Annotated in this window: 24 protein-coding genes; 13 read left to right on the forward strand and 11 right to left on the reverse strand. The window is 59.3% G+C overall.

Going from position 1 to position 25812, the window contains the following annotated elements; translation table 11 throughout:
• Nucleotides 1-8 precede the first annotated feature (8 nt).
• From tauA to mmuP, 3 genes are all read right to left on the reverse strand, one after another.
• Nucleotides 9-986, reverse strand: a complete 978-nt coding sequence (gene tauA, locus BJP61_RS16720; RefSeq protein ID WP_038864424.1) for a taurine ABC transporter substrate-binding protein — start codon at nt 984-986, stop codon at nt 9-11.
• Nucleotides 987-1471: 485 nt separating this feature from the next.
• Complete coding sequence (gene mmuM / locus BJP61_RS16725; protein ID WP_161580963.1) at nt 1472-2404, reverse strand: homocysteine S-methyltransferase; 933 nt, start codon at nt 2402-2404, stop codon at nt 1472-1474.
• Nucleotides 2391-3791, reverse strand: a complete 1401-nt coding sequence (gene mmuP, locus BJP61_RS16730; RefSeq protein ID WP_171998739.1) for an S-methylmethionine permease — start codon at nt 3789-3791, stop codon at nt 2391-2393. The genes mmuM and mmuP overlap by 14 nt, the downstream gene beginning before the upstream one ends.
• A gap of 271 nt (nt 3792-4062) precedes the next feature.
• Here mmuP and BJP61_RS16735 point away from each other — a divergent pair, with 271 nt between their 5' ends.
• From BJP61_RS16735 to BJP61_RS16745, 3 genes are all read left to right on the forward strand, one after another.
• Nucleotides 4063-5475 carry a cytochrome ubiquinol oxidase subunit I gene (locus BJP61_RS16735; RefSeq protein WP_161579262.1) on the forward strand — a complete coding sequence of 471 codons (1413 nt, stop codon included), beginning with the start codon at nt 4063-4065 and terminating at the stop codon, nt 5473-5475.
• Nucleotides 5468-6475, forward strand: a complete 1008-nt coding sequence (locus tag BJP61_RS16740) for a cytochrome d ubiquinol oxidase subunit II (RefSeq protein ID WP_075194018.1) — start codon at nt 5468-5470, stop codon at nt 6473-6475. Before BJP61_RS16735 ends, BJP61_RS16740 begins: the two co-directional genes overlap by 8 nt.
• Nucleotides 6476-6833: 358 nt before the next feature.
• Entirely contained in the window at nt 6834-6986 is a 153-nt protein-coding gene (locus BJP61_RS16745; protein WP_081642088.1) for a Hok/Gef family protein, read from the forward strand.
• Between the two features lie 120 nt (nt 6987-7106).
• Here BJP61_RS16745 and zapE read toward each other — a convergent pair whose 3' ends face one another.
• Nucleotides 7107-8135 carry a cell division protein ZapE gene (zapE, locus tag BJP61_RS16750; protein ID WP_171998741.1) on the reverse strand — a complete coding sequence of 343 codons (1029 nt, stop codon included), beginning with the start codon at nt 8133-8135 and terminating at the stop codon, nt 7107-7109.
• Between the two features lie 208 nt (nt 8136-8343).
• Between zapE and eat the strand changes: the two genes are divergently transcribed.
• From eat to eutC, 3 genes are read left to right on the forward strand one after another with little or no spacing between them, the layout of a single operon-like run.
• Entirely contained in the window at nt 8344-9723 is a 1380-nt protein-coding gene (gene eat, locus BJP61_RS16755) for an ethanolamine permease (RefSeq protein WP_171998743.1), read from the forward strand.
• A gap of 9 nt (nt 9724-9732) precedes the next feature.
• Entirely contained in the window at nt 9733-11121 is a 1389-nt protein-coding gene (locus BJP61_RS16760; protein ID WP_171998745.1) for an ethanolamine ammonia-lyase subunit EutB, read from the forward strand.
• On the forward strand, nt 11118-11903 hold the full coding sequence (gene eutC / locus BJP61_RS16765; protein WP_171998747.1) for an ethanolamine ammonia-lyase subunit EutC: 786 nt from the start codon (nt 11118-11120) through the stop codon (nt 11901-11903). The genes BJP61_RS16760 and eutC overlap by 4 nt, the downstream gene beginning before the upstream one ends.
• Nucleotides 11904-11928: 25 nt before the next feature.
• Here the strand turns inward: eutC and lpxP are convergent, their stop codons facing one another.
• The 3 genes from lpxP to BJP61_RS16780 form a co-directional block, all read right to left on the reverse strand.
• Nucleotides 11929-12852, reverse strand: coding sequence for a kdo(2)-lipid IV(A) palmitoleoyltransferase (gene lpxP, locus BJP61_RS16770; RefSeq protein ID WP_038864438.1), 924 nt, complete (start codon nt 12850-12852; stop codon nt 11929-11931).
• 611 nt (nt 12853-13463) lie between these two features.
• Nucleotides 13464-13631, reverse strand: a complete 168-nt coding sequence (locus BJP61_RS16775; protein WP_171998749.1) for a hypothetical protein — start codon at nt 13629-13631, stop codon at nt 13464-13466.
• Nucleotides 13632-13742: 111 nt separating this feature from the next.
• Nucleotides 13743-14498: a DeoR/GlpR family DNA-binding transcription regulator gene (locus BJP61_RS16780; protein ID WP_075194012.1), complete on the reverse strand. Its 756-nt coding sequence runs from the start codon at nt 14496-14498 to the stop codon at nt 13743-13745.
• An 84-nt stretch (nt 14499-14582) separates the two neighbouring features.
• On the opposite strand from BJP61_RS16780, the gene BJP61_RS16785 reads away from it, so the two are divergent.
• On the forward strand, nt 14583-15167 hold the full coding sequence (locus BJP61_RS16785) for an NUDIX domain-containing protein (protein ID WP_038864441.1): 585 nt from the start codon (nt 14583-14585) through the stop codon (nt 15165-15167).
• Nucleotides 15168-15177: 10 nt separating this feature from the next.
• Entirely contained in the window at nt 15178-15537 is a 360-nt protein-coding gene (locus BJP61_RS16790; RefSeq protein WP_075194011.1) for an NUDIX hydrolase, read from the forward strand.
• Between the two features lie 55 nt (nt 15538-15592).
• On the opposite strand, the gene BJP61_RS16795 is transcribed toward BJP61_RS16790, so the two are convergent.
• Nucleotides 15593-16810, reverse strand: a complete 1218-nt coding sequence (locus tag BJP61_RS16795) for an HDOD domain-containing protein (protein ID WP_171998750.1) — start codon at nt 16808-16810, stop codon at nt 15593-15595.
• Between the two features lie 296 nt (nt 16811-17106).
• The gene (locus BJP61_RS16800) at nt 17107-18126 is read right to left on the reverse strand and encodes a LacI family DNA-binding transcriptional regulator (RefSeq protein WP_075194010.1); all 1020 of its coding nucleotides are present in this window, start codon (nt 18124-18126) and stop codon (nt 17107-17109) included.
• 205 nt (nt 18127-18331) lie between these two features.
• On the opposite strand from BJP61_RS16800, the gene BJP61_RS16805 reads away from it, so the two are divergent.
• Both BJP61_RS16805 and BJP61_RS16810 read left to right on the forward strand, forming a co-directional pair.
• Entirely contained in the window at nt 18332-19435 is a 1104-nt protein-coding gene (locus BJP61_RS16805) for a cellulase family glycosylhydrolase (RefSeq protein ID WP_171998752.1), read from the forward strand.
• Nucleotides 19436-19478: 43 nt separating this feature from the next.
• Complete coding sequence (locus tag BJP61_RS16810) at nt 19479-20831, forward strand: MFS transporter (RefSeq protein WP_050568179.1); 1353 nt, start codon at nt 19479-19481, stop codon at nt 20829-20831.
• Between the two features lie 28 nt (nt 20832-20859).
• Here the strand turns inward: BJP61_RS16810 and BJP61_RS16815 are convergent, their stop codons facing one another.
• A complete protein-coding gene (locus tag BJP61_RS16815; RefSeq protein ID WP_038864568.1) occupies nt 20860-21309 on the reverse strand; it encodes a hypothetical protein in 450 nt (149 codons plus the stop codon).
• A gap of 173 nt (nt 21310-21482) precedes the next feature.
• Here BJP61_RS16815 and BJP61_RS16820 point away from each other — a divergent pair, with 173 nt between their 5' ends.
• Nucleotides 21483-22232, forward strand: a complete 750-nt coding sequence (locus BJP61_RS16820) for an SDR family oxidoreductase (RefSeq protein WP_171998755.1) — start codon at nt 21483-21485, stop codon at nt 22230-22232.
• A gap of 3 nt (nt 22233-22235) precedes the next feature.
• Here BJP61_RS16820 and BJP61_RS16825 read toward each other — a convergent pair whose 3' ends face one another.
• The gene (locus tag BJP61_RS16825; protein ID WP_171998757.1) at nt 22236-23156 is read right to left on the reverse strand and encodes an AraC family transcriptional regulator; all 921 of its coding nucleotides are present in this window, start codon (nt 23154-23156) and stop codon (nt 22236-22238) included.
• Nucleotides 23157-23710: 554 nt separating this feature from the next.
• On the opposite strand from BJP61_RS16825, the gene BJP61_RS16830 reads away from it, so the two are divergent.
• Entirely contained in the window at nt 23711-24334 is a 624-nt protein-coding gene (locus BJP61_RS16830; protein ID WP_038864447.1) for a carbonic anhydrase, read from the forward strand.
• Between the two features lie 2 nt (nt 24335-24336).
• Nucleotides 24337-25800: a SulP family inorganic anion transporter gene (locus BJP61_RS16835; protein ID WP_161580969.1), complete on the forward strand. Its 1464-nt coding sequence runs from the start codon at nt 24337-24339 to the stop codon at nt 25798-25800.
• Nucleotides 25801-25812: the final 12 nt, after the last annotated feature.

A 25812-nucleotide genomic window follows, 5' to 3' on the forward strand; every position in this document is an offset into this window, starting at 1 on the left:
GCGCCCCCTTACGGCTGAGCCAGCGGCTTCACAAAGCGGTCGGTCACGAACGCGCGGTAATCCTGCCCGGCCTGCGCCACTTTGCCCTGCGCTTTCAAAAACGCGGCGGTGTCGATAATCGCCTGATTTACCGGCCCGTTAAGCTGCTCCACCTGCTGGCTCGCGGTGAGATAGGTATTCCCCTGCACCAGCCCCGGCACATCGCTTTGCGGCACACCGCTTAAGCGCGACAGCTTTTCCAGATGCGCCGGCTGTTTCAGCCAGCCCTGCGGGTCGTCGATGTAACCGCGCTGGGCCGCCAGCGCGCTGCGGGCAAAGGCTGTGACCACCTCCGGGTGTTTCTCGGCGAAGTCCTTGCGCACGACCCAGACATCAAGCGTCGGCGAGCCCCATTTCCCGACTTCAGAAGAGTCGGTCAGCACGACGCCCTCTTTTTCAAGCGCGTTAACGGCAGGCGCCCAGACGTAAGCGCCATCAATATCGCCCCGCTGCCAGGCGGCAATGATCGCGGGCGGCTGGAGATTCACAATCTGTAGCTGATCCGGTTTGATGCCCCAGTGTTTCAGAGCCGCGAGCAGGCTGTAGTGGGTGGTGGAGATAAACGGCACCGCGATGCGTTTGCCGATAAGATCGTGAGGCGTGCGAATCGATTTTTTCACCACCAGCGCTTCGGAATTACCGAGCTGCGAGGCGAGCAGGAAGACTTCGATGGGGAGATTCTGGCTTGCCGCCACGGCGAGCGGGCTGGAGCCGATATTGCCTATCTGGACATCGCCTGAGGCAAGCGCGCGCACCACGCTTGCGCCGCTGTCGAATTTACGCCAGTCGACCTTCGCACCGCTCTCTTTCTCAAAGGTATTGTCCGCCTGCGCCACTTTCGCCGGTTCGGCGGAGGTCTGATACGCGACGGTGACGTCTACCGCCTGCGCCTGAAATGCCCATAGCGCCAGTGCGCCTGACAAGATAATGCGCGATGAAATTGCCATAGTCTCTGCTCCCCTTCTTTTGTTATGGGGGAGTATTTCCGGCAGGCGGCGTTTGATAAAGGAATAAAAAGGCATCGCTCATGCCGAATCGTTTTTAGAAAAAAAGCGGTAATGGATAGTTAATTTTGTGCGCTATGGAGGGCGATGTGCGGGATGGCGGGCGCGCTTACCCGCCCTACTGCGCAGAAAACGTCAGGGAAAGGGGGTTTGCTCCGGCTAAAAAAAAATCGGCCCACCGGGGCGATTTTCCGCCGGGAGCCGGGATGGCAAAGGGGGCGGCGGCGAGCCCCCTTTGCACGTTCGCGTGAGAAAGACACGCATATAAACGCGACGTGATGGCGAACGGAACGATTTCACCAGGCTTTCATATGCGCCCCGCTCTCTTCACCTGACGGGTGAAGCCGGAAACGGCGGGTGCGCTTACCCGCCCTGCCTGCTCCATATTTTGTAGGCCGGGTAAGCGAAGCGCCCCCCGGCAATCATGCTCAACGCTGCACACGCAGCGCCGCGATATCCGCAGGCGTGGTGCGACAACAGCCGCCGATGAGCGCCGCGCCTGCGTCACGCCAGGCGTCGAGATGGTGCGCCAGCGTATGACAGGCGTGTCCGTCGTGACGCCAGGTTTTACTGACCGCGTCATACTGCTCGCCTGAGTTAGGGTAAACCACCAGCGGCAGCGGCGTGGCGTTATGCAGGCGCGTCAGCGCGGCGGTGGCGTCGTCCAGCGGTACGCAATTGATGCCGAGCGCCACAATCTGCGAACAGGACGCCAGCGCCGCCGCCACGTCGGCGAGCGGCGAGCCGTCGCTGATATGCTCGCTGTCGCGCAGCGTAAACGAGAACCAGGCGCGGGCCTGCGGGTACTGCGCCAGCAGCACGGCGAGCGCGCGGGCCTCGGCAAGCGACGGCAGCGTTTCGCACGCCAGCAGATCCACGCCCGCCGCGAGCAATGCTTCCACGCGCGGGCGATGGAACGCCGCGAATTCCGCTTCAGTCAGCTGATAGTCACCGCGGTATTCCGAGCCATCCGCCAGAAAAGCGCCATACGGCCCGACGGAGCCCGCCACCAGTAGCGGCCCGGCCTCCGGCTGTTCTTTGAGGAAATCCTCACGCGCCTGACGCGCCAGCTCAACGCTTCGCGCAATCAGCGCGCGCGACTGCGCCTCGTCAAGTCCGCGCGCGGCGAAACCGGCAGGCGTCGCCTGATAGCTCGCGGTAATGGCGCACTGCGCCCCGGCGCGGAAGTAATCAAGATGCACCGCGTAAATCAGCTCCGGCTGCTCCATCAGCACTTTCGCCGACCACAGGCTGTCCGCGAGATTGCAGCCGCGCGCCTCAAGCTCAGTCGCGAGCGCGCCGTCCAGCACCACAAATGGCCGCTGGCTTAATAGAAGGGATAACGGGTTATTCAGCGACATGGCGAGGCTCCTCATGGCGGCGCGTGCGGAAAAAGTGTGTCAGATAATACGCGCCGTAGCAGAACGCGACAAACGGCAGCCCGCACCACAGCGCGATACGCTGGCTCGGGTCGAACGCCAGCCCCACGCAGGCGATAAGGCAGAGCACGAAGCCGAGGATCGGCGTCAGCGGGTACCAGGGCGCGCGATAGTGCAGTTCTTCCGGCGCACGACCTTCAGCCAGATGACGACGGCGGAACATAAAGTGCGCGGCGCAGATGCTGAGCCACACCGCCACCACCGCAAAACCGGAAATCGCCGACAGCGCCACAAAAACGGTATCCGGCGCCACAATGCTTGAAAAGAGTGCCAGCACGCCGCCGAGCATACTTACGGTCAGCGCCGTCAGCGGCACGCCGCGGCGCGTCAGGCGCGAGAAACCGCGCGGCAGCGTGCGCTCGTTAGACAGCGACCAGAGCATCCGCCCTGAGGCGTACAGGCCCGAGTTGGCCGCAGAAAGGATAGCGGTAAGAATGACAAAATTAATGATATCGGCGGCATACGGGATGCCGATTTTCTCAAACACCAGCACGAACGGGCTTTTCACCACGCCCGCCTGATCCATCGGGATCAGCGCCGCCAGCACCAGCACGGTGCCGAGAAAGAAAATCACCAGCCGCACGATGGTGGTGCGAATCGCCACCGGCACCGCCTGCTGCGGGTTTTCGGTCTCTCCCGCCGCGATGCCAATAAGCTCAGTGCCGGAAAACGCGAAGTTCACCGCCACCATCGTCATCAGGATAGGCAGCGTTCCGGCAGGGAACCAGCCTGCGGCGGTGAGGTTATGAAACAGCGGCGCGGGCGAGCCGTCTTTCATCGGCAGAATGCCGAACATCGCCGCCCCGCCCAGCACGATAAATGCCACGATGGTGATGACTTTAATAAGCGAAAACCAGAATTCGCCCTCGGCGAACAGGCGCGTGGAGAAGACGTTGAGCGAGAAAATCACGACGCAGAAGACCAGACACCAGACCCACACCGGCACCTGCGGGAACCAGTACTGCATACAGAATCCGGCGGCGGTAAAGCTTGAGCCGAGCGCCACCGTCCAGGTGAGCCAGTAAAGCCAGGCGACGGTATAGCCGGTCGCCGGACCTAAATAGCGCGCGGCATACACGTGGAACGCGCCGGTCTCGGGCATGGCGACGGCAAGCTCGCCGAGGCACTGCATCACCAGCCACACCACCAGCGCGCCGATAAGATACGCCAGCAGCGTGCCCGCCGCACCCGTAGTGGAGATAATATAGCCGGTATTAAAAAACAGCCCGGTGCCGATAACGCCTCCCAGCGAGAGCATGACCAGATGACGGGCCTTCATGGTGCGTTGTAACTGCTGCGATTCCTGCATAAACCCTTCTATACGTTCAGACGTCTAAACATCCATAGATAAACGTTATACCGGGAAGCCGTGCAAATTGCAAAAGCCGTCACGTTGTCAGCAGGTTAGGGATGCCCCCTGTTTCAGACGCCGCCCTGCCAGGGGAGAATAAATTGCTGATATGAATACTCCGCCTGGTCAGGCTCGCCCCGGCGGGCTACCTTTAAACCACCCCTGACCTCGCCTTTTCGCGCGCCGCTTTTCCGGTAAAGCGCGCGTCGCCTGCTTTAACGGAGTGTTCATGATAAGTCCGGAAACCGCGCTGCTGCTGGCGCGTAGCCAGTTTGCCTTCACCATCGGGTTTCATATCGTACTGGCGGCGCTGACGATTGGCCTCGCGCAGTGGCTGATGCTGCTGGAGGGCCTTTGGCTGTGGCGCAGGCAGCGTATTTATCTGGATCTCTATACATACTGGAGCAAGGTGTTCGCGCTGAATGTCGCGATCGGCGTGGTGACCGGCGTGCTGATGGAGTTTCAGTTCGGCGCTAACTGGGGAGAACTTTCCAGCCGCGCCGGCGCCGTGATCGGGCCGCTGATGTACATGGAAGTGCTGGTGGCGTTTTTCCTCGAAGCGGGGTTTATGGGCGTGGTGCTGTTCGGCATGGGCAAGGTGCGCCCGTGGGTGCACTTTCTCGCCACCTGCGTGGTGGCGGCAGGCTCCCTGTTCAGCGCCTTCTGGATACTCGCCGCGAACTCGTGGATGCAGACGCCCGCCGGTTTTAGTATCGGCCCTGATGGCCGCTTTCAGCCCGTCGACTGGTGGGCCGTGATTTTTAACCCGTCGTTTCCCTTCCGGCTTATCCATATGTCCATCGCCGCGCTGCTCGCCACGGCGTGCCTGGTAGCCGCCGTCGGCGCGTGGCATCTGCTAAAACGCCCGCAACAACCGGGCGCGCGACGGATGTTTTCCTGGGGGCTGTGGCTGTTGCTCGCGCTCGCCCCTTTACAGGCGGTGGTGGGCGACCTGCACGGCGCCAACACCCGCGACCACCAGCCGGTGAAACTGGCGGCGATGGAAGGCAGCTGGAACCCGCCGCCGCCCGGCGAAGGCGAGCCGCTGCGGCTGTTTGCTATTCCGGATATGGAAGCGCGGCGCAACCATGTGGAAGTGGCGATCCCGTCCGCAGGCTCGCTCTATCTGCGCCATAACCTTACCGGCGTGATCCATAGCCTCAATCAATATCCGCAGGATGAACTGCCGTGGGTGCCGGGCGTGTTTTTCGCGTTTCGCGCGATGGTCGGGCTCGGCGTTCTGATGATTTTCTTTGGTGTGGCCGGTCTGGTGGTGCGGCTGCGTGGCCGGTTGTGGGAGGCGCGCTGGCTGCAACGAAGCATGGTGGCGATGGCGCCTGCGGGTGTTATCGCGATGCTGGCAGGCTGGGTGGTGACGGAAACGGGCCGCCAGCCGTGGACCATCTACGGGCAGTTGCTGACCCGCGACAGCGCCTCGCCTGTAGCCCCTTCGCTGGTGCTCGGGTCATTCGGCGCGATTGTCGCGGTCTATCTGCTGGTGTTCGGCCTGGGCCTGTGGTTTATGCTGCGCCTGCTCGCAAAACCGCCGGGCGACGACGAGCCTGACGCCAACCCGGCCGTGGCGGCGCAAACCGGCGGCGGCATCGTGCCGCACAGCCTGCGAGGGAGAACCAATGACTGAACTGCTGCTTTCCCTGCCGCTGTTAACGCTGCTCTGCGCCGGGGCGCTCGCGGCGGGCGTGCTGATTTATGTCCTGCTCGACGGCGCGGATCTCGGCGTCGGGCTGCTCGCGCCGTTTCATCCGCCGCAGGCGCGCCAGCAGATGAATATTTCGCTGCTGCCGGTCTGGGACGGCAACGAAACCTGGCTGGTGCTGACCGCCGGCGCGCTGCTGGCGATGTTCCCCGTCGCCTTCAGCATGCTTTACAGCGCGCTCTACCTGCCGGTCTATATCATGCTGCTGGCGATGATTGTGCGCGGTATGGCGATTGAGTACCGTCATCTGCGCCCGCGGCTCTTCGACGCGCTGTTTATTGGCGGCTCCTGGCTAACCTCGTTGAGCCAGGGCGCGACAATGGGCGCGTGGATGGAAGGGATCACGCATGACGGCGCGCGGTTCACCGGCAGCGCGATGGACTGGCTGTCGCCGTTTTCGGTGTACTGCGCGATAGCGCTCAGCGCCGGGTACGCGCTGCTCGGCGCCTGCTGGCTTATCTGGCGCGGCGAAGGCGGGCTCAGTATCCGGGCGCGGCATCAGGCGATGTGGCTTGCGCCGCTCACCGCCGCGCTGCTGGCCGGGTTGCTTATCTGGACGGTGCAGCTTACTGAAAGCTACCGGCTGCATTTGCAGGCGTGGGCGTGGAGCGGGCCGCTTGCGGCAACAGGGCTGCTGGCCTTCGCCGGGCTCGGCCTGGCGCTGCGCCAGCAGCGCGATTTTCTGCCGCTCGCGATGACGCTGCTGCTGTTCATCGCCGCGTTCGGCGCGATGCTGCTCGCTGTGTTTCCGTTTATTCTGCCGCCGAAACTGCTGCTCACGCAGGCCGCCGCCCCGCCCGCCACGCAAAAGCTGATGCTGATGGCTTTCGGCGTTTTCGTGCCCGTCACGCTTATCTATAACAGCTGGGGCTTCTGGATCTTTCGCGGCAAAATCCACGCCGCGCACGACGATGAGCGCCCCTGACGCCGCGCCTGCGGGTCGTCAGCGTCGCGGCCTTGCTCTGGCGGGCCGTGGCTAATCGCTGTCAGCAATAAATAAGAAAAAGAATAACAGGAACCCCTAATGTGAATATTCGCGGCGCCAAAGCGAAGTGAATATTCACTCGGGTGACTTTTAAAGAAACCAAAAAAGGAAAAGATTTTACCAGGATAAAAGAAGCGTATTATTCGCGGCGGGTGCCTGAAGCTTTTTGGTTTCAGGCATTGTGCAGGTTCCCAAAAAGATGAAGGCCCCGAGTTAATTAACTTAACCCGAGGCCGACACATGAACCCGACAGTTCATATGTTAGCCTCTTACTCGCCTCACGGCAAGGAGAATGGCTATGAAGGACAATACTTTTATCTGGTGCGTTATTATTGTCTGCGTGACGGTATTAATGTTCACCACCCTCTCACGGGAAACGCTTTGCGAGCTGCGCTTGCGGGGCGCGAGCATGGAAGTTGTCGCTTCACTGGCTTGTAAATCCAGAGAGTAAGCGTCTGACGCGGGGAGCAATCCCCGCGATTTGGCTGGCGGTTTTATGCCTCTCAGGCACCCTTTTTTTCATTACCATTCATTATTTATTTTCTTAATACGCGCGCGCTTTATTATTCCGTTAACCCGTAACAGGAATCTGTATTACCGGTAATTGCGAAAGCCGGCTGGCGGTGCGCCCGATATCGTCAAGTTCCACCCCGTGAATAATATCCGTCACGCCATAGGCGCTGGAAACAAATAACTGCCTCTGCTTATCATAAAGCACATCAATAAGATTAATAAACCGCTGCTGGGCGGCCGGATTTACATTAGCGAGCAACGGCACCGCGTCAATAAACCAGCAGGAATACGATTCACAGAGCGTTAAATAATCCATTACCGCCGTCGGCGCTTCGCATAAGCCCGCAAACGTAAAATGTAATATTTCGCCCGGCGGCGAGACGGCGTAAAACGTGTGATACCCCGCCGCAACGGCAAATTCGCCGCAGGCGCCAGGCAGCCCGCAGGCGTCGCGTTGGGCGGGCGTACCGGGGCGCAGCCACGCGCCCTGGCTGAACAGCCCGGCGTCGCTCCCGGCCATGAGACGATAATCGCGCTCGCCGTTCAGCGCGAAAATTGTCATTTCGCGTTCGATAAGCGCAATCGACGGCACGAAAAGCTCGTGATACAGCGGATGCGCCAGCAGTTCGCGCGGCGAATAGTTGGAGGTGAGGATAAGGGTGATATTCATCGAGAGCGCCACCTCCAGCAGCTTTTTCGCGAGCATCGCATCGCCCGGATCGTGCAGGTGAAACTCGTCAAAGCAGAGCAGCCGCGCGTCGCCGAGCAGCGCGCGCAGCGCCGCCTCCAGCGGCTGGTGCATCATCCGCTGATGCAGTTCGCGAAAAAAGCCATGAAAGTGGGCGCGCTTTTTCGCGGCGAGAGGCAGCGAGGCAAAAAAGTTATCGACGATAAAACTTTTACCGCGCCCGGGCCTGCCCCAGACATAGAGCCCGGCGAAACGCGCTCCGCCCGCCAGCCGCGGGGCCGCCAGCGCATCCAGCGCCGCGACCAGCTGCGTCTGATCCGCATCCAGCCGCAGCGCGTTCTCCTGCGCGCGCTGTTGCATGACCTCGCGAAATGAAAAAGCTACGGCGGTCCCGGCCATCGTGACGGCTCCACATGTAAATAAAATGTTATTAACACATACCCTGCGCGCTTTTTCAAAGCCTGCCGCACGTTTCACCAAAGCAGCGCACTATCAGCACCACGCTGGCGCAGCCGGACCCGCCCGCCCCCGCGCCATGCGGGCCTGCGCGGCTGGTACGCTCTTTGCAGCGCTCATCCGGTCTATCCGGTATCTTACGAGGTGAGGTATGAGCGAACAGCAGGCAGGGTTAAAACGCACGCTGGGCAGTTTCCGGCTGTGGGGCATCGCGGTGGGGCTGGTGATTTCCGGCGAACACTTCGGCTGGAGCTATGGCTGGTCTCAGGCAGGCACGATGGGTTTTCTGGTGGTGGCGCTGGCGATTGCCGCTATGTATTGCGCGTTTATCTTCAGCTTTACCGAACTGACGACCGCCATCCCGCACGCGGGCGGGCCGTTCGCTTACGCCTGCCGGGCCTTTGGCCCCACCGGCGGGTTTATCGCGGGCTTCGCCACGCTGGTTGAGTTTGTGTTCGCCCCGCCCGCCATCGCGATGGCCATCGGCGCCTATCTTAACGTGCAGTTCCCGTCGCTTGACCCGAAATGGGTCGCCTGCGGCGCGTACGTCATCTTTATGACGCTCAACATTCTCGGCGTCGGGATCGCCGCCACCTTTGAGCTTATCGTCACCCTGCTCGCCATCTTCGAACTGCTGGTCTTTATGGGCGTGGTGGCGCCGGGCTTTTCGTGGAGCCACTTTACCGCGCACGGCTGGGCGGGAGCAGAGAACTTCAGCAGCCTCGCCCTGCCGGGCATGTTCGCCGCCATTCCCTTCGCCATCTGGTTTTTCTTAGCCATTGAGGGCGCCTCAATGGCCGCCGAAGAAGCGAAAGATCCGCAGCGCACCATTCCGCGCGCGCTCGGCGGCGGCATTATCACCCTGACGGTGCTGGCGACAGGCGTGATGATCTTCGCAGGCGGCGTCGGCGACTGGCGTACGCTTGCTAATATTAACGATCCCTTACCGCAGGCGATGAAAACCATCGTCGGGGCCAACAGCGGCTGGCTGCATATGCTGGTGTGGCTCGGCCTGTTTGGCCTGGTGGCGTCGTTTCACGGCATCATCATGGGGTATTCACGCCAGATATTCTCTCTGGCGCGCGCAGGCTTTCTGCCGGCAAGCCTGTCAACCGTTCACCCGCGTACCCGCACGCCGCACCGGGCGATCCTCGCGGGCGGTATTGTCGGGATCGCCGCTATCTTCTCCGATTCGTTGATAACCATAAACGGGATGTCGCTCACGGCCAGCATCGTCACTATGTCGGTGTTTGGGGCTATTGTTATGTATATCGTCTCGATGGCCGCGCTGTTTAAGCTGCGGCGCAGCGAGCCGCATCTGGCGCGGCCTTTCCGCGCGCCGCTCTGGCCGCTGGCGCCCGCGTTCGCGCTGGGTATGGCCCTGATCTGCCTCGTGGCGATGGTCTGGTTTAACCCGGCGCTGGCCGCGATTTTCGCCGTGATGATGCTGGCGGGCTACCTGTGGTTCCGGCTGACCGCCAGCGCGCGGGCCGCCGCCGCCGTGGATGCCCAGCTGCGCGTCGCCTCATAAGGAGCGCTTGTGTATCGCACTACGCTGACCCATTCGACATATCAGTTCGACAGCCTGAAAACGCTGCTGGCGAAAGCCACCCCGGCACGCTCCGGCGATGTGCTGGCGGGCGTCGCGGCGCAAAGCGCCGCCGAGCGAATGGCGGCGAAGATGGCGCTTGCCGACGTGCCGCTGCGCGACATCCTCGATAACCCCGTTATCCCGTATGAAGAAGATGAAGTGACGCGGCTGATTATCGATACCCATGACCGCGACGCCTTCGCGCCGGTCAGCCATCTCACGGTCGGCGATTTTCGCGACTGGCTGCTGGATGAATCGACCACCAGCGAGACGCTGACGCGGGTGGCGCCGGGCATCACGCCGGAGATGGCGGCGGCGGTCAGCAAATTAATGCGCAATCAGGATCTGATCCTCGCCGCCAGCAAATGCCGCGTGGTGACGCGCTTTCGCAACACCATCGGCCTTCCGGGCCATTTAAGCGTGCGCTTGCAGCCGAATCACCCGACGGACGACCTGCGCGGTATCGCCGCCAGTATGCTCGACGGGCTGTTTTACGGCAGCGGCGACGCGGTGGTCGGCATTAACCCGGCGAGCGACAGCCTGCCGGTGCTGGAGCGGCTCAACTATATGCTGGATGACGTCATCAGCCGTTTTGAGATCCCGACGCAGTCCTGCGTGCTGACGCATGTGACCAACACGCTCCAGCTTATCGAGCGCGGCGCGCCGGTGGACCTGGTGTTTCAGTCGGTGGCGGGCACCGAGGCGGCGAACAGCGGCTTTGGCATCAGCCTTGCGCTGCTTCAGGAGGCGCACGAGGCGGCGCTGAGTCTCGGACGCGGCACGCTCGGCGACAACGTGATGTATTTCGAGACCGGCCAGGGAAGCTGTCTTTCTTCAAACGCGCATCATGGCGTCGATCAGCAAACCTGCGAGGCGCGGGCCTACGCGGTGGCGCGCCATTTTAAACCGCTGCTGGTCAACACCGTGGTGGGGTTTATCGGCCCGGAATACCTCTATGACGGCAAACAGATCATCCGCGCGGGGCTTGAAGATCACTTCTGCGGCAAGCTGATGGGGCTGCCGCTCGGCTGCGACGTCTGTTACACCAACCATGCCGAGGCGGATCAGGATGACATGGACACGCTGCTGACGCTGCTCGCCACCGCCGGGCTGACGTTTCTTATTGGCGTGCCGGGCGCGGACGACATTATGCTGAATTACCAGAGCACCTCATTTCACGACGCGCTCTACATCCGTCGCCTGCTGGGCCTGAAGCACGCACCGGAATTCGCCGCCTGGCTTGAAAAAATGCAGATAATCAACGCCCAGGGCGATCTGCGCCTGACCGGTACTAACCATCCGCTGCTGACGGCGCTGCCGCAGGGGGAAAATGTATGAGCATCCACGACAGTTGGGAACTGCTACGCCAGTTTACCGATGCCCGCATCGCGCTCGGGCGCAGCGGCGCGAGCCTTCCTACCGATGAGGTGCTGAAATTCGGCCTGGCGCATGCGCAGGCGCGCGACGCCATCCATCAGCCCTTCGACAGCGAGCAGTTGCGCACCGCCCTGGAGGCGCTCGGGCTTGAGACGCTGACCGTGCACAGCGCCGCGCCCGATCGCGCCACCTATCTGCACCGCCCGGATCTGGGTCGCCGTCTGGATGACGAGAGCCGGGCCGTGCTGAGCGCGCGTAAACGCGACGTCGATCTGCTGCTGGTGATTGGCGACGGGCTGTCGTCCCATGCCGTTCACCGCCAGTCGGTCGGGTTTATCCGCGCCCTGCTGCCCTATATTGACACGCTCGGGCTGTCGCTCGCGCCGGTGGTGCTGGCGCATCAGTCGCGGGTGGCGCTGGGAGATGATATCGGCGAGGCGCTGGGCGCGCGGGCCGTGGCGATCCTGATTGGCGAGCGCCCCGGCCTCTCGTCGCCGGACAGCCTCGGGGTGTACCTCACCTGGCAGCCGCAGCGCTCGCGTATTGAGTCCGAGCGCAACTGCATCTCCAATATTCGCCCTGAGGGGCTGCCCTGGGAGGCGGCGGCCTTTAAGCTCGCCTGGCTGCTGGAACAGGCATTTTTACGCAGGCTCACCGGCGTGAAGCTCAAGGATGAGAGCGATAACCCGGCGCTGCATGGCATGGTAAAACCACGATTGAGCCAAAAAAAAGCCCCGCACTGAGCGGGGCTTTCTGTAATGACGCGTATCAGGTATAGAGCGACGCTTCGCCAGCCGGACGCGTTTTGAAGCGGCGGTGGATCCAGAGATACTGCTCCGGCGCACGCAGAATTTCACGCTCAATCACCTTGTTCATGTAGCAGGCCGCAGCGGCTTCATCTTCACGCGGGTAACCCTGCAGTTCCGGCTGGATAATCAGCTTATAGCCGCTGGCATCCGGGTTGCGGATCATCACGATGGTCAGCATTGCCGCGTTGCTCAGGCGTGAAAGCACATAGGTGCCGCGCGTGGTGGCGGCGTTGTTCACCGCAAACAGCGGCGCGAAGGTGCTGCCGCGCGGGCCGTAGTCCTGATCCGGCGCGAACCAGACCGCTTCGCCCTGCTTGAGCGCGTTCACCATACCTTTGAGATCTTTACGGTCGATCATCGCTTTGTTGGAGCGCATGCGCCCTTTGGTCTGCGCCCACTCCATCGCTTTATTGTTATGCGGGCGGTACATCGCCATCATCGGCTTACAGAGCCCCATAACGCGGCCGCCCAGCTCCAGCGACATAAAATGCACGCCGATGACGATGACGCCGCGCTGCTGCGCGCTCGCCTGGTGCAGATGGTGCAGCCCTTCGACGTTAAACCATTTTTTGATGCGCGCATCTGACCAGAACCAGGCCATGCCGGTTTCCAGCAGCGCCATGCCGAGCGACAGGAAATTTTCCTGAATCAGCTGTTCTTTTTGCGCCTCGCTGAAGTTCGGGAAGCATAGTTCAAGATTACGGCGCAGGATTTTTTCACGGCGCTTGAGAAAACGGCGCGAGTTACGACCGAGAAACGCGCCGAGGCGCATTAACAGCGGATGCGGCATCTGAACCAGCAGCCACAGCAGGCCGAGACCAAACCAGGTAAACCAGTAGCGCGGATGCAACAGCGCACGGGAAAAAGGCGTGACGTTATTCATATAAAGCCCCTTTATGCACAGCGGTGTATCGCATAAAGAAGCCGTTCCGTAAGCGGTACAAACCAGACAGAGAATGATTCAGCAGGGATATTGCCTTCCTGCTACAGAATAAAACAGGTGAAGCCAAAAAAGCACAAGCGCCGTAATGGCTCGCGGTTTGAAATAAAGTAATGTCAGAATGTGAATAAAAAATGGTCTTTTTATTAATTCTGAAACACTTCACCCTATTACGTCGTAATTTCTGGTGACAACCACAGCAAAACGCCGCTGTAAAAAAACTTAATCCGCTAATGATAACAACCTTAATTAACAGAAACTGGCTCCAGTCTTAAAAGAATGTTACGACCGGAAATTCGTATCGCTTTGTCATTAAAGGAAAATTAGTAAAGCGGCACGGTAATCCTGAGCGCGTTGCCAACCACAGCGCTAACGCGATGTGTCAGAGTGAGCCTTTTGCGCGCGGAAAGATAGCGTAATTTTGTAAAGAAAGCGATGGAATTATGGAGGTCAGGTAAAAAGAAACGTTTTAGGAATTATGCCCTCGCTATTTACTTTTCCGATAAAATCGCGTTATCCGCCGGGCATTATTTCCCGGCGCGTTAATATAGCGATTAAAAATAGTGTTTTAATCCGAAAATTGCCCAGTAAATCGCCGAGGCACCCAGATAAATCCAGCATCCCCAGTAAGCAAGCGGCTCGCGGTCGCTTTTCGCGCGCGGTAAAAAAGCAAACAGATAACAGGCCGCTGCAATTAACGAAACAAAATAAAAAAACTTCATGCCGTCCCTCCTGAAATTATCCGCATAACCGTTTTCGGGCGTCGTCATTCACAGGATAGACAGCTTTGCACGGTTATGCGCACTTTCCGACCGGGTTATTCCCTCTCGACGCTACGCTTTTATCACCGTCACGCCCTGCGCCGCGAAGGGCGCAAGCAGGCTGTCGGCGGTGTCGCCTTCCACCACCAGCGTATGGATAAGCGAGATATCGCCGATACAGAACGCGGAGGCGGCGTTGAGTTTTTCCCGCGAGGCCATGACCACCGTTTCGGCGGCGCGCGACGCCAGCGCGCGCTTCACGCACGCCTCTTCGTAGTCGCCGGTGCTAAGACCCGCGTCGGCGCGAATGCCGGTTACGCCCATAAAAAACAGGTCGGCGCGCAGGTGGCTCATCGCCTCGATAGCCGCCGCGCCCACCGAGACAATCGAATGTTTAAACAACCGGCCGCCAATGAGGATCACTTCAATCCGCGGGTGCTCCACCAGCAGCAGCGCGATGCCGGGGCTGTGGGTGATAACGGTAATAGCGAGATCTGGCGGCAAACATTTCACCAGCTCGCTGGTGGTGGTGCCGCCGTCAAGCATCACAATCTGCCCAGGCTCAATCAGGGCTGCGGCGCGCCGGGCAACCGCCCGTTTGGAATCCAGCGAAAGCTGGCTGCGTCCGGCGAAATCCGCCACCGCCGCCGACGCAGGCAGCGCGCCGCCATGCACACGTTGCAGACGGCCTTCGGCGGAAAGCTCGCGCAGATCGCGCCGTATCGTATCTTCTGAGACGTTAAACCACTCGCTGAGCGCCCGGGACTGCACCTGCCCTTCCGCCGCCAGTTTTTCCAGGATGAGCTTTTTACGTTGTGACGTCAGCATACGGGTTTCCTGTTTGCACGATATTTCTTGACCATGCACGAATATGCGCGTTATGTTGCCGATTCTACCTGTGGAGACGTCATCATGCCATCTGTTCGTGAAAAAGTACGCATTGTTGAAACGCAAACCCTGTCAGACGACTGGTATGTGCTGAAGAAATATACCTTTGATTATCAGCGCCGTGACGGCCGGTGGCAGCGACAGAGCCGCGAAGCCTATGACCGCGGCAACGGGGCGACCATTCTGCTGTATAACCGCGCTGAACGCGGCGTCATTCTCACTCGCCAGTTTCGTCTGCCGGTATTTATCAACGGCTACGACGGGCTGCTGACCGAAACGGCGGCGGGCCTGCTGGATGAAGCCGAGCCTGAAGCGCGCATCCGGGCGGAGGCCGAAGAAGAGACCGGCTATCTCGTGGAGAAGGTCGAGAAAGTGTTTGAAGCTTACATGAGCCCCGGCTCGGTGACGGAAAAACTCTATTTCTTTATCGGCGAATACGATCCGGCGCGACGACGCGGCGCGGGCGGCGGGATCGCGGAAGAAGGCGAGGATATCGAGGTCGTGAAAATGCCCTTCGACGAGGCGCTGCGCGCGGTGCGCGACGGCGAGATAGTCGATGCCAAAACCATCATGCTGCTGCAATACGCGGCGCTGAACGCGCTAGTGTAAGGACAAGACGATGAGCAAACTGATTCTGGTGGCGGGCCCGTGGCGCAGCGGCACCCACGGCGATGAAACCCTGATGCGGCAGAACCTGGCGCGCCTTGAGCAGGCGGCGCTGGCGCTGTTTGAGCGCGGCCACGTGCCGGTGATTGGCGAATGGCTCGCGCTGCCGCTCTCCAGGACTGCCGGTAGCGAAAAGCCTGGCGATGCGCTAAGCGAGCGGTTTTTGTATCCGGTCGCGCACCGCCTGGTGGCGAAATGCGACGCGGTGTTGCGCCTGCCTGGCGCCTCTGGCGGCGCGGACCGCGATGTGGAGATCGCCCGCGAACACGGGCTGACGATTTACTTTTCGCTGGACGAGGTTCCACAGGCGTAATGCCTGAAGTTGCACGTTTAGCCGCAACCGGGCAGGAGCGGGTTGCGGCGCAGCCTTAAATAATTCTGTCGCCCCACTCCACCGCTTCCAGGAACAGCTGCGTGACCTGCTCTTCGCTCATGTTGAGCTGTTTCATGCCCTGCGTGACGCCCTGCCAGTGATTCTGCTCGTAGCCTTCATAGAGATTCAACAGCGCGCCGAGCGTGCCGCTGCGGTTTAACAGCGCCTCGCGCACGATGACCGGTACGGTTATCTGCTCAAGCAGCACCACCATTGGCACGCTCAGAATAATATCCAGCCGCGAGAAGAGCCCGGCGATAAAGGCGTCGTTTTCATCGACGTTCGCGCCCGTTTGCGCGACGGCCATTTCACAGAAGCGGCCGCAGGCGAGACTGTAGTTAAACAGTTCGGTGACCGCAGGCTCGCTACTGTGTGTCACCGCCAGGATCGCGATAAACCGGCGCAATTCGCTAAGCCCCAGGAAATAGAGAACATTGCGAAAAGGCAGCACATCCGCGTTGGCATGGTGGTTAATTTTATATTTGATATTATTGACATAGCGCATCAGCTTGTAAGTGATCGCCACATCGCGGCTTATCAGCTCTTCTATTTTGCGCATATCCGGGTTGGCCAAAACCACTTCATTGAGCAATTGCAGAATAAACATCTGCTGCTCCGGCAATTTACGGGTCTTAATCATTTCCGGCTCGCCATAAAAATAGCCCTGGAAACGCTGAAAGCCCATCTCTTTGTAAAGGGTAAACTGCTCGCGAGTTTCGACTTTTTCGGCCAGTAATTTGCGGTTACTGATATTATTTTCACGAATAAAACGTGAAATTTGCTCCGGCGTTAATGCCTGAATATCGAACTTAATAACCGTCACATACGGCAAAAAACTTGACCACGCCTCACTCAAACGAAAGTTATCCAGGGCGAAACGAAAGCCCTTGTAATACATCTCCCGCACCATTTTTAACAGCTCGGGTTCCGGGGCGGCGTTCTGGTGAATTTCAATCACCACTTTTTCCGCCGGGAGGGTTTGCGCCAGACCGTTGACAATCATCTCATGCGGGAAATTGATATAGGACGTGTGCTGCCCCACCAGACGTTGCAGCGGGGTGACAAGAAATTGCTCCGCCAGCAGATGGTTAGTGGCATATTCTTCCGTCACCATCGGAAACGTATTGGTCAATCCATTGCGATAAAGCAGCTCATACGCGACGGTATTAAGCGCAGCGTCAAAGATGGGCTGCCTGGCGATAAAGGAATACATATTCACCTCCAGTCTGGTATTTACGTAGCATCCCTGGCGAAAACGCAGTTTACGCTGAAGCTCGCAACCCGCAGACATTTTTAACGCGGATTTTATGAAAAAATATGATGATGGTTAAGTTTTATCTTATTCATTCATTCTGGTCAGCGCAGTCTTTCGAACGGCTTGCCGTTTTTTTATTCGATCGCCCAAAATAATCGGTTACTTTCGCTACGCTTTTTTTTAGCAGTAATAAACTTTTTATTTTGCTGTCATAAAAAACGCTTTTTGCGTACCCGCTAAATTTCAGGGGGCCGTTATTTTGCGCCGCCCTTTGCCGAGGTCGACAGGCGCGTACGCAACTGTCCGGTCAGCGTGACATGCGCTATCGCGTCTTCGCCGTTGCACAAATACTCCACCGCCATCCGGCCAAGCTCGCTGTAGGGCAACTGAATACTGGTGAGCGCGGGCGTAAGCTGCTCGGAAATTTTCTGATCGTCATACCCCGCCACCAGCATATCGTCAGGGATGCGCACGCCGCCGGTCGCCAGCGCCTGATAGCAGCCAATCGCCAGCCAGTCGCTGGCGCAGAAGATAGCCTCCGGGCGCGGCGTCCGCGTCAGCAGCGTTTGCGTCGCCTGGAACGATTCGCTGAACTGCCAGTTGGTTTGCATGATAAGTTCCGGCTCCGGGTCGATATCCGCCTCTTTCAGCGCGGCGAGATAGCCCGCCAGCCGCTGGCGGGTCGCCTCCATCCACTCTTCGCCAGTAATATGCGCGATGCGTCGCGCGCCCTGGGCGATGAGATGGCGTGTTAGCAGATACGCGTTTGCGTAATCGTCCGGTACGAAAGATGGCACCTGCGGCGACTGCGGCGCGCTCTGGTTCAGCAGCACCAGCGGTAACGCGGTGCACTGATGAAACGGCGACATGTCGATGACGGCGGTAACCGGCGAGGCCAGAATAATCCCCACGCAGTTGCGCTTTTCAAGCTGGCGAATGATATCGCGCGCCAGCGCATCGTCATCGCCGTAGTCATAAACCGTCAGCAGCACCTGGTTACGCCACGCGGCCTCGCGCGCCTGGCTGATGGCGTCGATAAACGGATCAAAACTTTGCAGGGAGCTTATCAGCAGCGCGATCTCTTCCTGATTGCGCGGCGAGTGGATGGCCGGGACGCGGTCGTAACCAAGCTCTGCCGCCACAGCCATCACCCGCTGACGGGTTTCATCACTCAGCTTGATATTGCGGGACTGGTTAATCACCAGCGATACCGTCGCCTGGGAGACGCCCGCCGCGCGCGCGATATCATTCATCGTCACCTTATTTTTTCGCATCGTCCTTTTCCCGCGCTGTCGTGAGCCCTGCATCATAACCTGACATGCCCCGCTACGGGCAATCTCCTGTGTGGCGCGTCACGTTTTACGCCGGGCGGTGCCGCCAGTTTGTGACTTGCCTCTCCTTTCGTCACTCAGGGGTTTGCTGGTTTATCGCACAGCTAATATTTATTAGTTAATTATTATTAACTGAAAGGAGCGATAAATGAAACAGCAATGGAGCCAGGCGCAGGCGCAGGCGTGGTATCAGGATCAGGGCTGGCTGTGCGGCTTTAACTATCTGCCTTCGACAGCGGTGAACTGGACGGATATCTGGCAGGCGGAAACCTTCGACGAGCCAACCATCACGCGCGAGCTGGGCTGGGCGGCCCTGGCGGGCTATAACTCGCTGCGCATCAATCTGCCGTTTATCGTCTGGGAACATGACCGCGACGGGCTGCTCGCGCGCATCGACCGGTTTCTCGCCATTGCCGGGGCGCACGGTTTGCGCACCATGCTCACCTTGATGGACGACTGCGGGTTTTCGGGCGATGAGCCTTACCTCGGGCCGCAAAAACCGCCGGTGCCTGGCAAACACAACAGCCAGGCCGCCGCGAGCCCGGGGCGCGCAAAAGTGTGCGATAAAAGCACCTGGCCGCAGGTGGAGCGCTACGTGCGCGATATTCTCCGCCGCTTCGGTCAGGACCCACGCGTACTGCTCTGGGATCTCTACAACGAGCCCGGCAACCGCGGCATTTTCTCAAGCGGCACCGAAGAGGTGCTGTATGACGAAAAGCTGGAACGTTTTGCGATGGAACTGATGACGCAGGCGTTTAGCTGGGCGCGCGAGGAAAACCCCTCCCAGCCGCTGACCGTCTGCGCCTGGCATCTGCCCGCCGAGGAGGCGAACGAGCGCTACTTCACTCATCCGCTCGACCAGGCGGCGCTCTCGCTTTCGGATGTCATCAGCTTCCACGCCTACACCCACACCGCGCGCATGGTGGCTATCATCCACCAGCTCCAGCAGCTCGGCCGCCCGCTGTTTTGTACCGAGTGGCTGGCGCGCCACGTCGGAAGCACGGTGGAAGAACAGTTGCCGCTGATGCACGCCGCCAATGTGGCGCCTTATCAGTGGGGGCTGGTGCGCGGCAAAACCCAGACGTGGCTGCCGTGGCCGGTGGTGATGAAAAACAGCCCCGACTACTGCCGGCTCTGGTTCCACGATGTGTTTGAAGAAAACGGCATTCCTTTTTCACAGGCGGAAATCGAGCTGGTACGCCGCTTAAGCAAAATCGGCCTTCATCCCGCCGTGACATCCACCGCTGTATAACATCTTTGCCCGGCCCCGGTGGCCGGGTAGTAAGGCAGAGACTATGGCAAACACGATGAAAATCCCGTCCCGCGAACTCTGGTCCTATTTCGGCTATGGGTTAGGGCAATGTTTTAGCTTTGGGCTGGTGGGATCGTTTATTAACTATTTCTATACCGACGTGCTGGGTATTTCAGCGCTGGCCGCGAGCACCATTTTTCTGATAGCCCGCGCCTGGGATGCGATTCACGATCCGCTGTTTGCCAGCATTATGGACACCATAAACAGCCGCTTCGGGCAGTTCCGCCACTTTATGCTCATCGCGCCGCTGTTAATTACCGGCGTCACGCTGCTGTCGTTTTATAAAATCGACGCGGACATGACCACCAAAATTATTTACGCCGGAGTGACCTATATTTTATGGGGCACGCTGTATGCGATTTCCGATATTCCGTTCTGGTCGATGTCATCGGTGATGACCAATGATTCGGTGCAGCGTACCCGCGCGGTGACCGCCGCTATGCTCGGCGTCAACGCCGGTATCGCCTGCGCCAGTATTTTCTTTCCGCGCCTCGCCGCCTTTTTCGCCCCCTACAGCGATGACAAAGGTTATTTCATGGGCGCGCTGGTCATGATGCTGATTGGTCTGCCGCTGATGATTAACGGCTTTATGCAGGTAAAAGAGCGCGTGCCGCCCAGCCCGGAAAAAGTCACCATTCGTGACACTTTCCGCAACTTACGCCATAACAAGCCGCTGTTTATTATTCTGATGTCGTTCTTTTTCTGCGTTTTTCATAACGTCGCGAATGGCATTTACATCTATTTCTTTATCTATAACCTCGGCGACGCAGGCTTACAGACGGTGGTTGGCGTGCTCGGCATTGTGGCCGCGGTAGTCTGCCTGATAGCACCGCTGCTGACGCGGCGGATGCAAAAGCGCCGGCTGTTTATGATCCTCTGCGGGCTGGATATCGCCGTGCGCGTGGTGATGTGGTTCGCGGGCTTTGAGCACACTATTTTGCTGTTCATCCTGCTGGGGCTTAGCAATATCTTTGTGATGATGACCAATATTCTCACCTCGTCGATGATTGCCGACACTATTGAATATGCCGAGTATCACACTCACCGGCGCTGCGCGGCGATCACCTTCTCCGGGCAGACATTTACCGGCAAGATGTCAGTGGCGGTAGGCGGCGGGCTGATTGGCGTGTTCCTGACGCTGATTGGCTATGTGCCGCAGGCCCAGAGCCAGACGCCTGCGGTGCTGAATGGGCTGTTTTTCGGCATCTGCCTGCTGCCCGCCATCGGTTCGCTAATCCGCCTGCTGTTGATGTCGCGCTTTACGTTTACCGAAGAGAAACACGCCGAGATCTGCCGCCTGCTGGCGGAGCGCCGCGAGGCGCAGTCGGCGAAATAACCGGGGCTCGCGCCGCGCCGCGAGCCGCTTAAAACCCCAGGCGGAAACAGACCGCCCAAAGCATAAAAACGCCGCCGGCGATAAAAAAACACTGGTACGCCGAGACTATCCCCGCCTGATGGCGCAGATAAAAACGCAGCGGCTGACGGTGTAAATTGGCCGCGTTATGTTTTTCATGAAAGTCAGTCATTTTCGCCGCGCCGCGCGCGGAAAGCGCGGCGAAAAAATTCACCAGTACAATCACTATCGCCAGCATATACCCTTTAATCAGCAATATGCCCGCTGAACGGTATTCGCCGGGGATAAAATGCCCGGACTGTCTGAGCGACATCGCGCCCACGCTGAGCGCCAGATGCACGCCCAGCAGAATAAGAAAGTGCTTACCCACCGTTTTAAACGGCTTCCTGAGCGTGACACGCCAGAAATAGGCCAGCAGTAACGCTGACGATATCAGCCACATCAGGATATTCCCTGCCATTGTTATTTTCCTGCTCTAACCGCGATGTTTCCACCTACCATCGCATACTCGCCGCGTGCTGTCATGGCCGGATAAAAGTAAACGCAAAATCACGACAGCCGCAGCAAAACCGCCACGGTACGCCAGGCCACGTCTTTTATAAATAACGCTCCGGACAACAATGGAGACAGACAATGAATATGCAGAACGAATTTGAAAATAATGTGGTTATTGTGACGGGCGCGGCGAGCGGTATTGGTAAAGCGCTGGTGACGCTGTTTCATGAACGCGGCGCGAAAATTATCGCCGAAGATATTAACCCGGACGTTAACGCGCTGGCGCAGGAGAATATCGTGCCGCTGGTGGCGGATATTTCAAAAGACGGCTCGGCGGAACGTGCCACAGAACTGGCGGTGAGCCATTTCGGTAAGCTTGACATACTGATTAATAACGCCGGGCGCATTCTCTATAAACCTGTCGATGCGCTGAGCCGTGACGAGTGGGAGTGGCAGATGGCGACCAACGTCACGGGCGCGTTTTTACACACTCGTGAGGCCATGAAACAGATGAGGGCGCAGCGTCGCGGCGCCATCGTCAATATCGCGTCTTACGCGTCATATTTTACGTTTCCGGGCATAGCCGCGTATGCCGCCTCGAAAGGCGCGCTGGCGCAGCTTACCCGCACCGCCGCTCTGGAGGGTATCCCGCATGGCATCCGGGTCAACGCCGTTGGCGCGGGCGATGTTGTGACGAATATCCTCAATCATTTCCGTGACGACGGGCGCGAGTTTCTGACGCAGCACGGGCAGAGTGCGCCCATCGGGCGGGCGGCGCAGCCGCACGAAATCGCCGAAGTGGCCGCCTTTCTCGCCTCAGAGCGCGCCAGCTTCATCGTCGGCGCGGTTGTGATGGCCGACGGCGGTATGACCGTGCCGGTGAGTTAAGCGTTAACGCCGGCGGTAAGCCGCCGGCGACATCCCGGTTATCTTCCTGAAAACCTGCGAAAAGTGGCTGGGGCTGACGTACCCCACCTCGCAGGCGATATCAATCACCGGCAGCGCCGTTTCACGCAACAGGCGGCAGGCCACCTGGATACGCTGCTGAATAAACCATGCCGACGGCGATGCGCCGGTCGCCTGCTTAAACTGCCGTGAGAAATGCCAGTTACTCATTGCGCACATCTGCGCAAGCGTCGGGAGATGAAACGGCGCGGCGAGATGAGCGCGCAAATGCTGCTTCACATTTTGTAGCTTCCAGGCGGGCAGCGCATGCTGGCGCGCGGCGTCGTTGGGATGGCGCGGCCTGCCATACCGCCTCACCAGCCAGACCGCCAGGCTTTTCAGCGCGCCCGCGAGCACGGCGCCGCTGCCCTTCTGCGGATGCGCGATCTCCTGCTGGCACCAGCTCAGCAGTTTATCCAGATGCGGATCGCTTTCGGCAGCGACATCGTCAATCTCGCCCTGCGCATAATCGATGCCGTGGCAGAGCCGGAAAGCGTCATCCAGCAATGCCTGCTCCAGATAAATATGCATTACGGTAAATGGCTTGCCGTCTGGCAGCGTCCAGCGCATGTCATAGGGCGTGGCGGTCGCGGTGAGATAAAACGTACCGGCGCGGGCAAGGCGGGTTTGCCACTCGCCTTCTCCCTCGCGTTCGCTGACCTGCGCCTCGCCGTCCACCACCCACACCAGAAGCGGCTCCGCGACGGCAGGCACCGTAACGCCGGGGTTATCACGCTCGCGGCGAATAAGCTGCACCAGACTCGCGCCGCTGTCACGCAGGGCATCATTGCTGGCAATCACGTCGCCGTTCAGGAAATCCTCCAGCTGAAAGGCGCTGGTTCGCGCGCCATGTTCCCCTGCCATCATGTTCTCCTTAGCAGTCGGATGTTGCGCGGCGCGCCTTAACAGCGGCGTACCGCGCGAAAATGAGAAGAGTATTTACCGCAATCCTCTGCCTGGCAACGGGTGCGGTCAGCCCCGCCGCCCAGCCCAAAGAAACCTGACAGCACTGCGCCTAAAACATAAATATTTCTTATTAACAGAAGTACGCATGAGGAAATTGGGAAGAGAATCAGCGGATATATTTCCGTGAAAGGCATTTATAAATAAAGTTAAGCGCCCGCCTTTATTACCCACAATATAACAATGGCTTATCTATACTGATTATCATCCAGCTAATCATTTCCTGATAAATTACCTCTCTGTTTCTATTATCGCCACTCGCATTTACTTACCCAGAATTTTTAAAACTTTACAAAGCTGATAAACCTTTAAACTTTAATTTCTCTTATAGGAATTTCCTGAGTAATAAATATCGAAGAAGAATGCTACTTATTAATTTCGCCGTAACGAGTCCACGGAGAATGCCTTTAACGGGCAGTCGATATTCGGCTCGTTGAATCCCTCATGGAGACAGCATTTTGACCACCTTAAAACCTCTTCTGGCCAAAAACCGTAGCTGGGCGCAGCAGCGTCTTCAACGGGACCCGGATTACTTTGGCAAACACCTGGACCAGCAGCAGCCGCACTCGCTCTGGATAGGCTGTTCCGACAGCCGCGTGCCGGCGGAAGTGCTTACCGGCTCTCACCCTGGCGAACTGTTCGTACACCGCAATATCGCCAATATGGTTGATCCGGACGACGACAATTTTATGAGCGTGCTGCAATACGCGCTGCACTACCTGAAGGTGAAACGCATCGTGGTGTGCGGCCATTACGGCTGCGGCGGCGTACAGGCGGCGCTGACGTTGCCGCAAATGTCGCTCGCGCATGAATCCTCATCGCTGGCGCGGCGCATCAGCCATCTGCGCGACGCGCTCTCGCAGCATATCGCCGGTCGCGATGCGTCGCCGCCCGATACACAAACCCTGAATCAACTGGTGGAAGCCAACGTCATCGCGCAATTCAACCGCCTGGTGCAGACCCGCACGGTGCGCAATATCTGGCGCAGCGGCCAGGAGCTGAATGTTTACGGCTGCGTGTATGACCTGGCGTCCGGCCATCTGGAAATGCTGACGGAGCAAACGGGAGAGGAAGCGGTATGAATATGAATACGCTGCGCCAGGATAGCCTGGCGGGGGTGGTTGTCTTCCTGGTAGCGCTGCCGCTTTGCCTTGGGATCGCCCAGGCAAGCGGCCTGCCGCCGTTTGTCGGCCTGCTGACCGGCATTATCGGCGGGCTGGTGGTCACGGCGCTAAGCCCGTCGCGGTTCGCGGTCAGCGGCCCCGCTGCGGGCCTGGTGACGATTGTCGTCGCCTCGATTGAAACGCTGGGTTCGTTTTCCGCCTTTCTGCTGGCGCTGGTGCTGGCGGGCGTGCTGCAAATCGCGCTCGGGCTTATCCGCGCCGGGCGGTTTATCTCGCTTGTGCCAGGGAGCGTTATTAAAGGCATGCTGGCGGCTATCGGCCTGCTGCTTATTATGCAGCAGATCCCGGTGGCGCTGGGCGCGGCGGATGAAAACAGCCTGCTGGCGGTGTTCAGCGGCGATTTTGCATTCTCGCCGGTGTCGATTGCGGTCGCGGTCGGCGGGCTGCTGCTGATGGCGCTCTGGGGCTCGCCAGCTATCCGGCGCGTTAAAAGCCTCGCCTGGATCCCAGGCCCGCTGGTCGCGGTACTGGTGGGCTGCGTGACGACGCTTGCGCTTAGCCACAGCTCGCCCGCGCTGCTCGCCCGCCTGCCGCTGATTACGCTACCGGAGTTCGCAAGCCTGGGCGCGCTGGTTTCGGAGCTGGAGACGCCCGCCTGGCAGGCGTTTACCAATCCGTCGGTGTATGTCGTGGCCGTGACGCTGGCGCTGGTGGCGAGCCTTGAAACGCTCCTAAGCCAGGAGGCGCTGAAAAAACTGCGCCCGCAAAACCCGCCGCCGTCGCCCAACCGTGAAATGCTGGCGCAGGGCGCGGGTAACTTGCTCTCGGGGCTGGTCGGCGCAATGCCGATCACGGCGGTGATTGTGCGCAGTTCCGTGAACGTCAGCACTGGCGCGCAGACCAAACTGTCGATTTTCATTCATGGCGCGCTGCTGCTCATCTGCGTGCTGTGGTTTCGTGAAGTCCTGATGACTATCCCCCTGGCGAGCCTCGCGGCGGTGCTGCTCTATACCGGCTATAAGCTCGCCACGCCGCGCCTCTTTGTGGAACAGTTCCGCGCGGGCGCGCAGCAGTCGGTGCCGTTCCTCGCCACCATCATTGGCATCATCGCGTTCGGGATGCTGGCAGGTATCGGCATCGGGCTTGCCGCCCAGATAGCGCTCAGCCTCTGGCATAGCCATCGCAACGCCATGCAGCTGGCGCGTTATGACGACCACTATGTCTTGCGCATTCATCAAAACCTGACGTTTATGCATAACCCGCGCCTGCAAGCGCTGCTGGATAAAATTCCGGAAAAGAGCGTGGTGATTGTCGAGCATGACAACGCCGACTATTTCGATCCGGATGTCAAAGCGGTGCTGAGCGACTTTGCGCAGAACGCGCCGCAGCGCGGTATTCGCCTCACCCAGTGGCCGGTAACCTGACCCCGCCGGGGG

Origin of the sequence: Cronobacter sp. JZ38 (genome assembly GCF_008932145.1) — a bacterium.
Lineage (GTDB): Bacteria > Pseudomonadota > Gammaproteobacteria > Enterobacterales > Enterobacteriaceae > Cronobacter > Cronobacter muytjensii.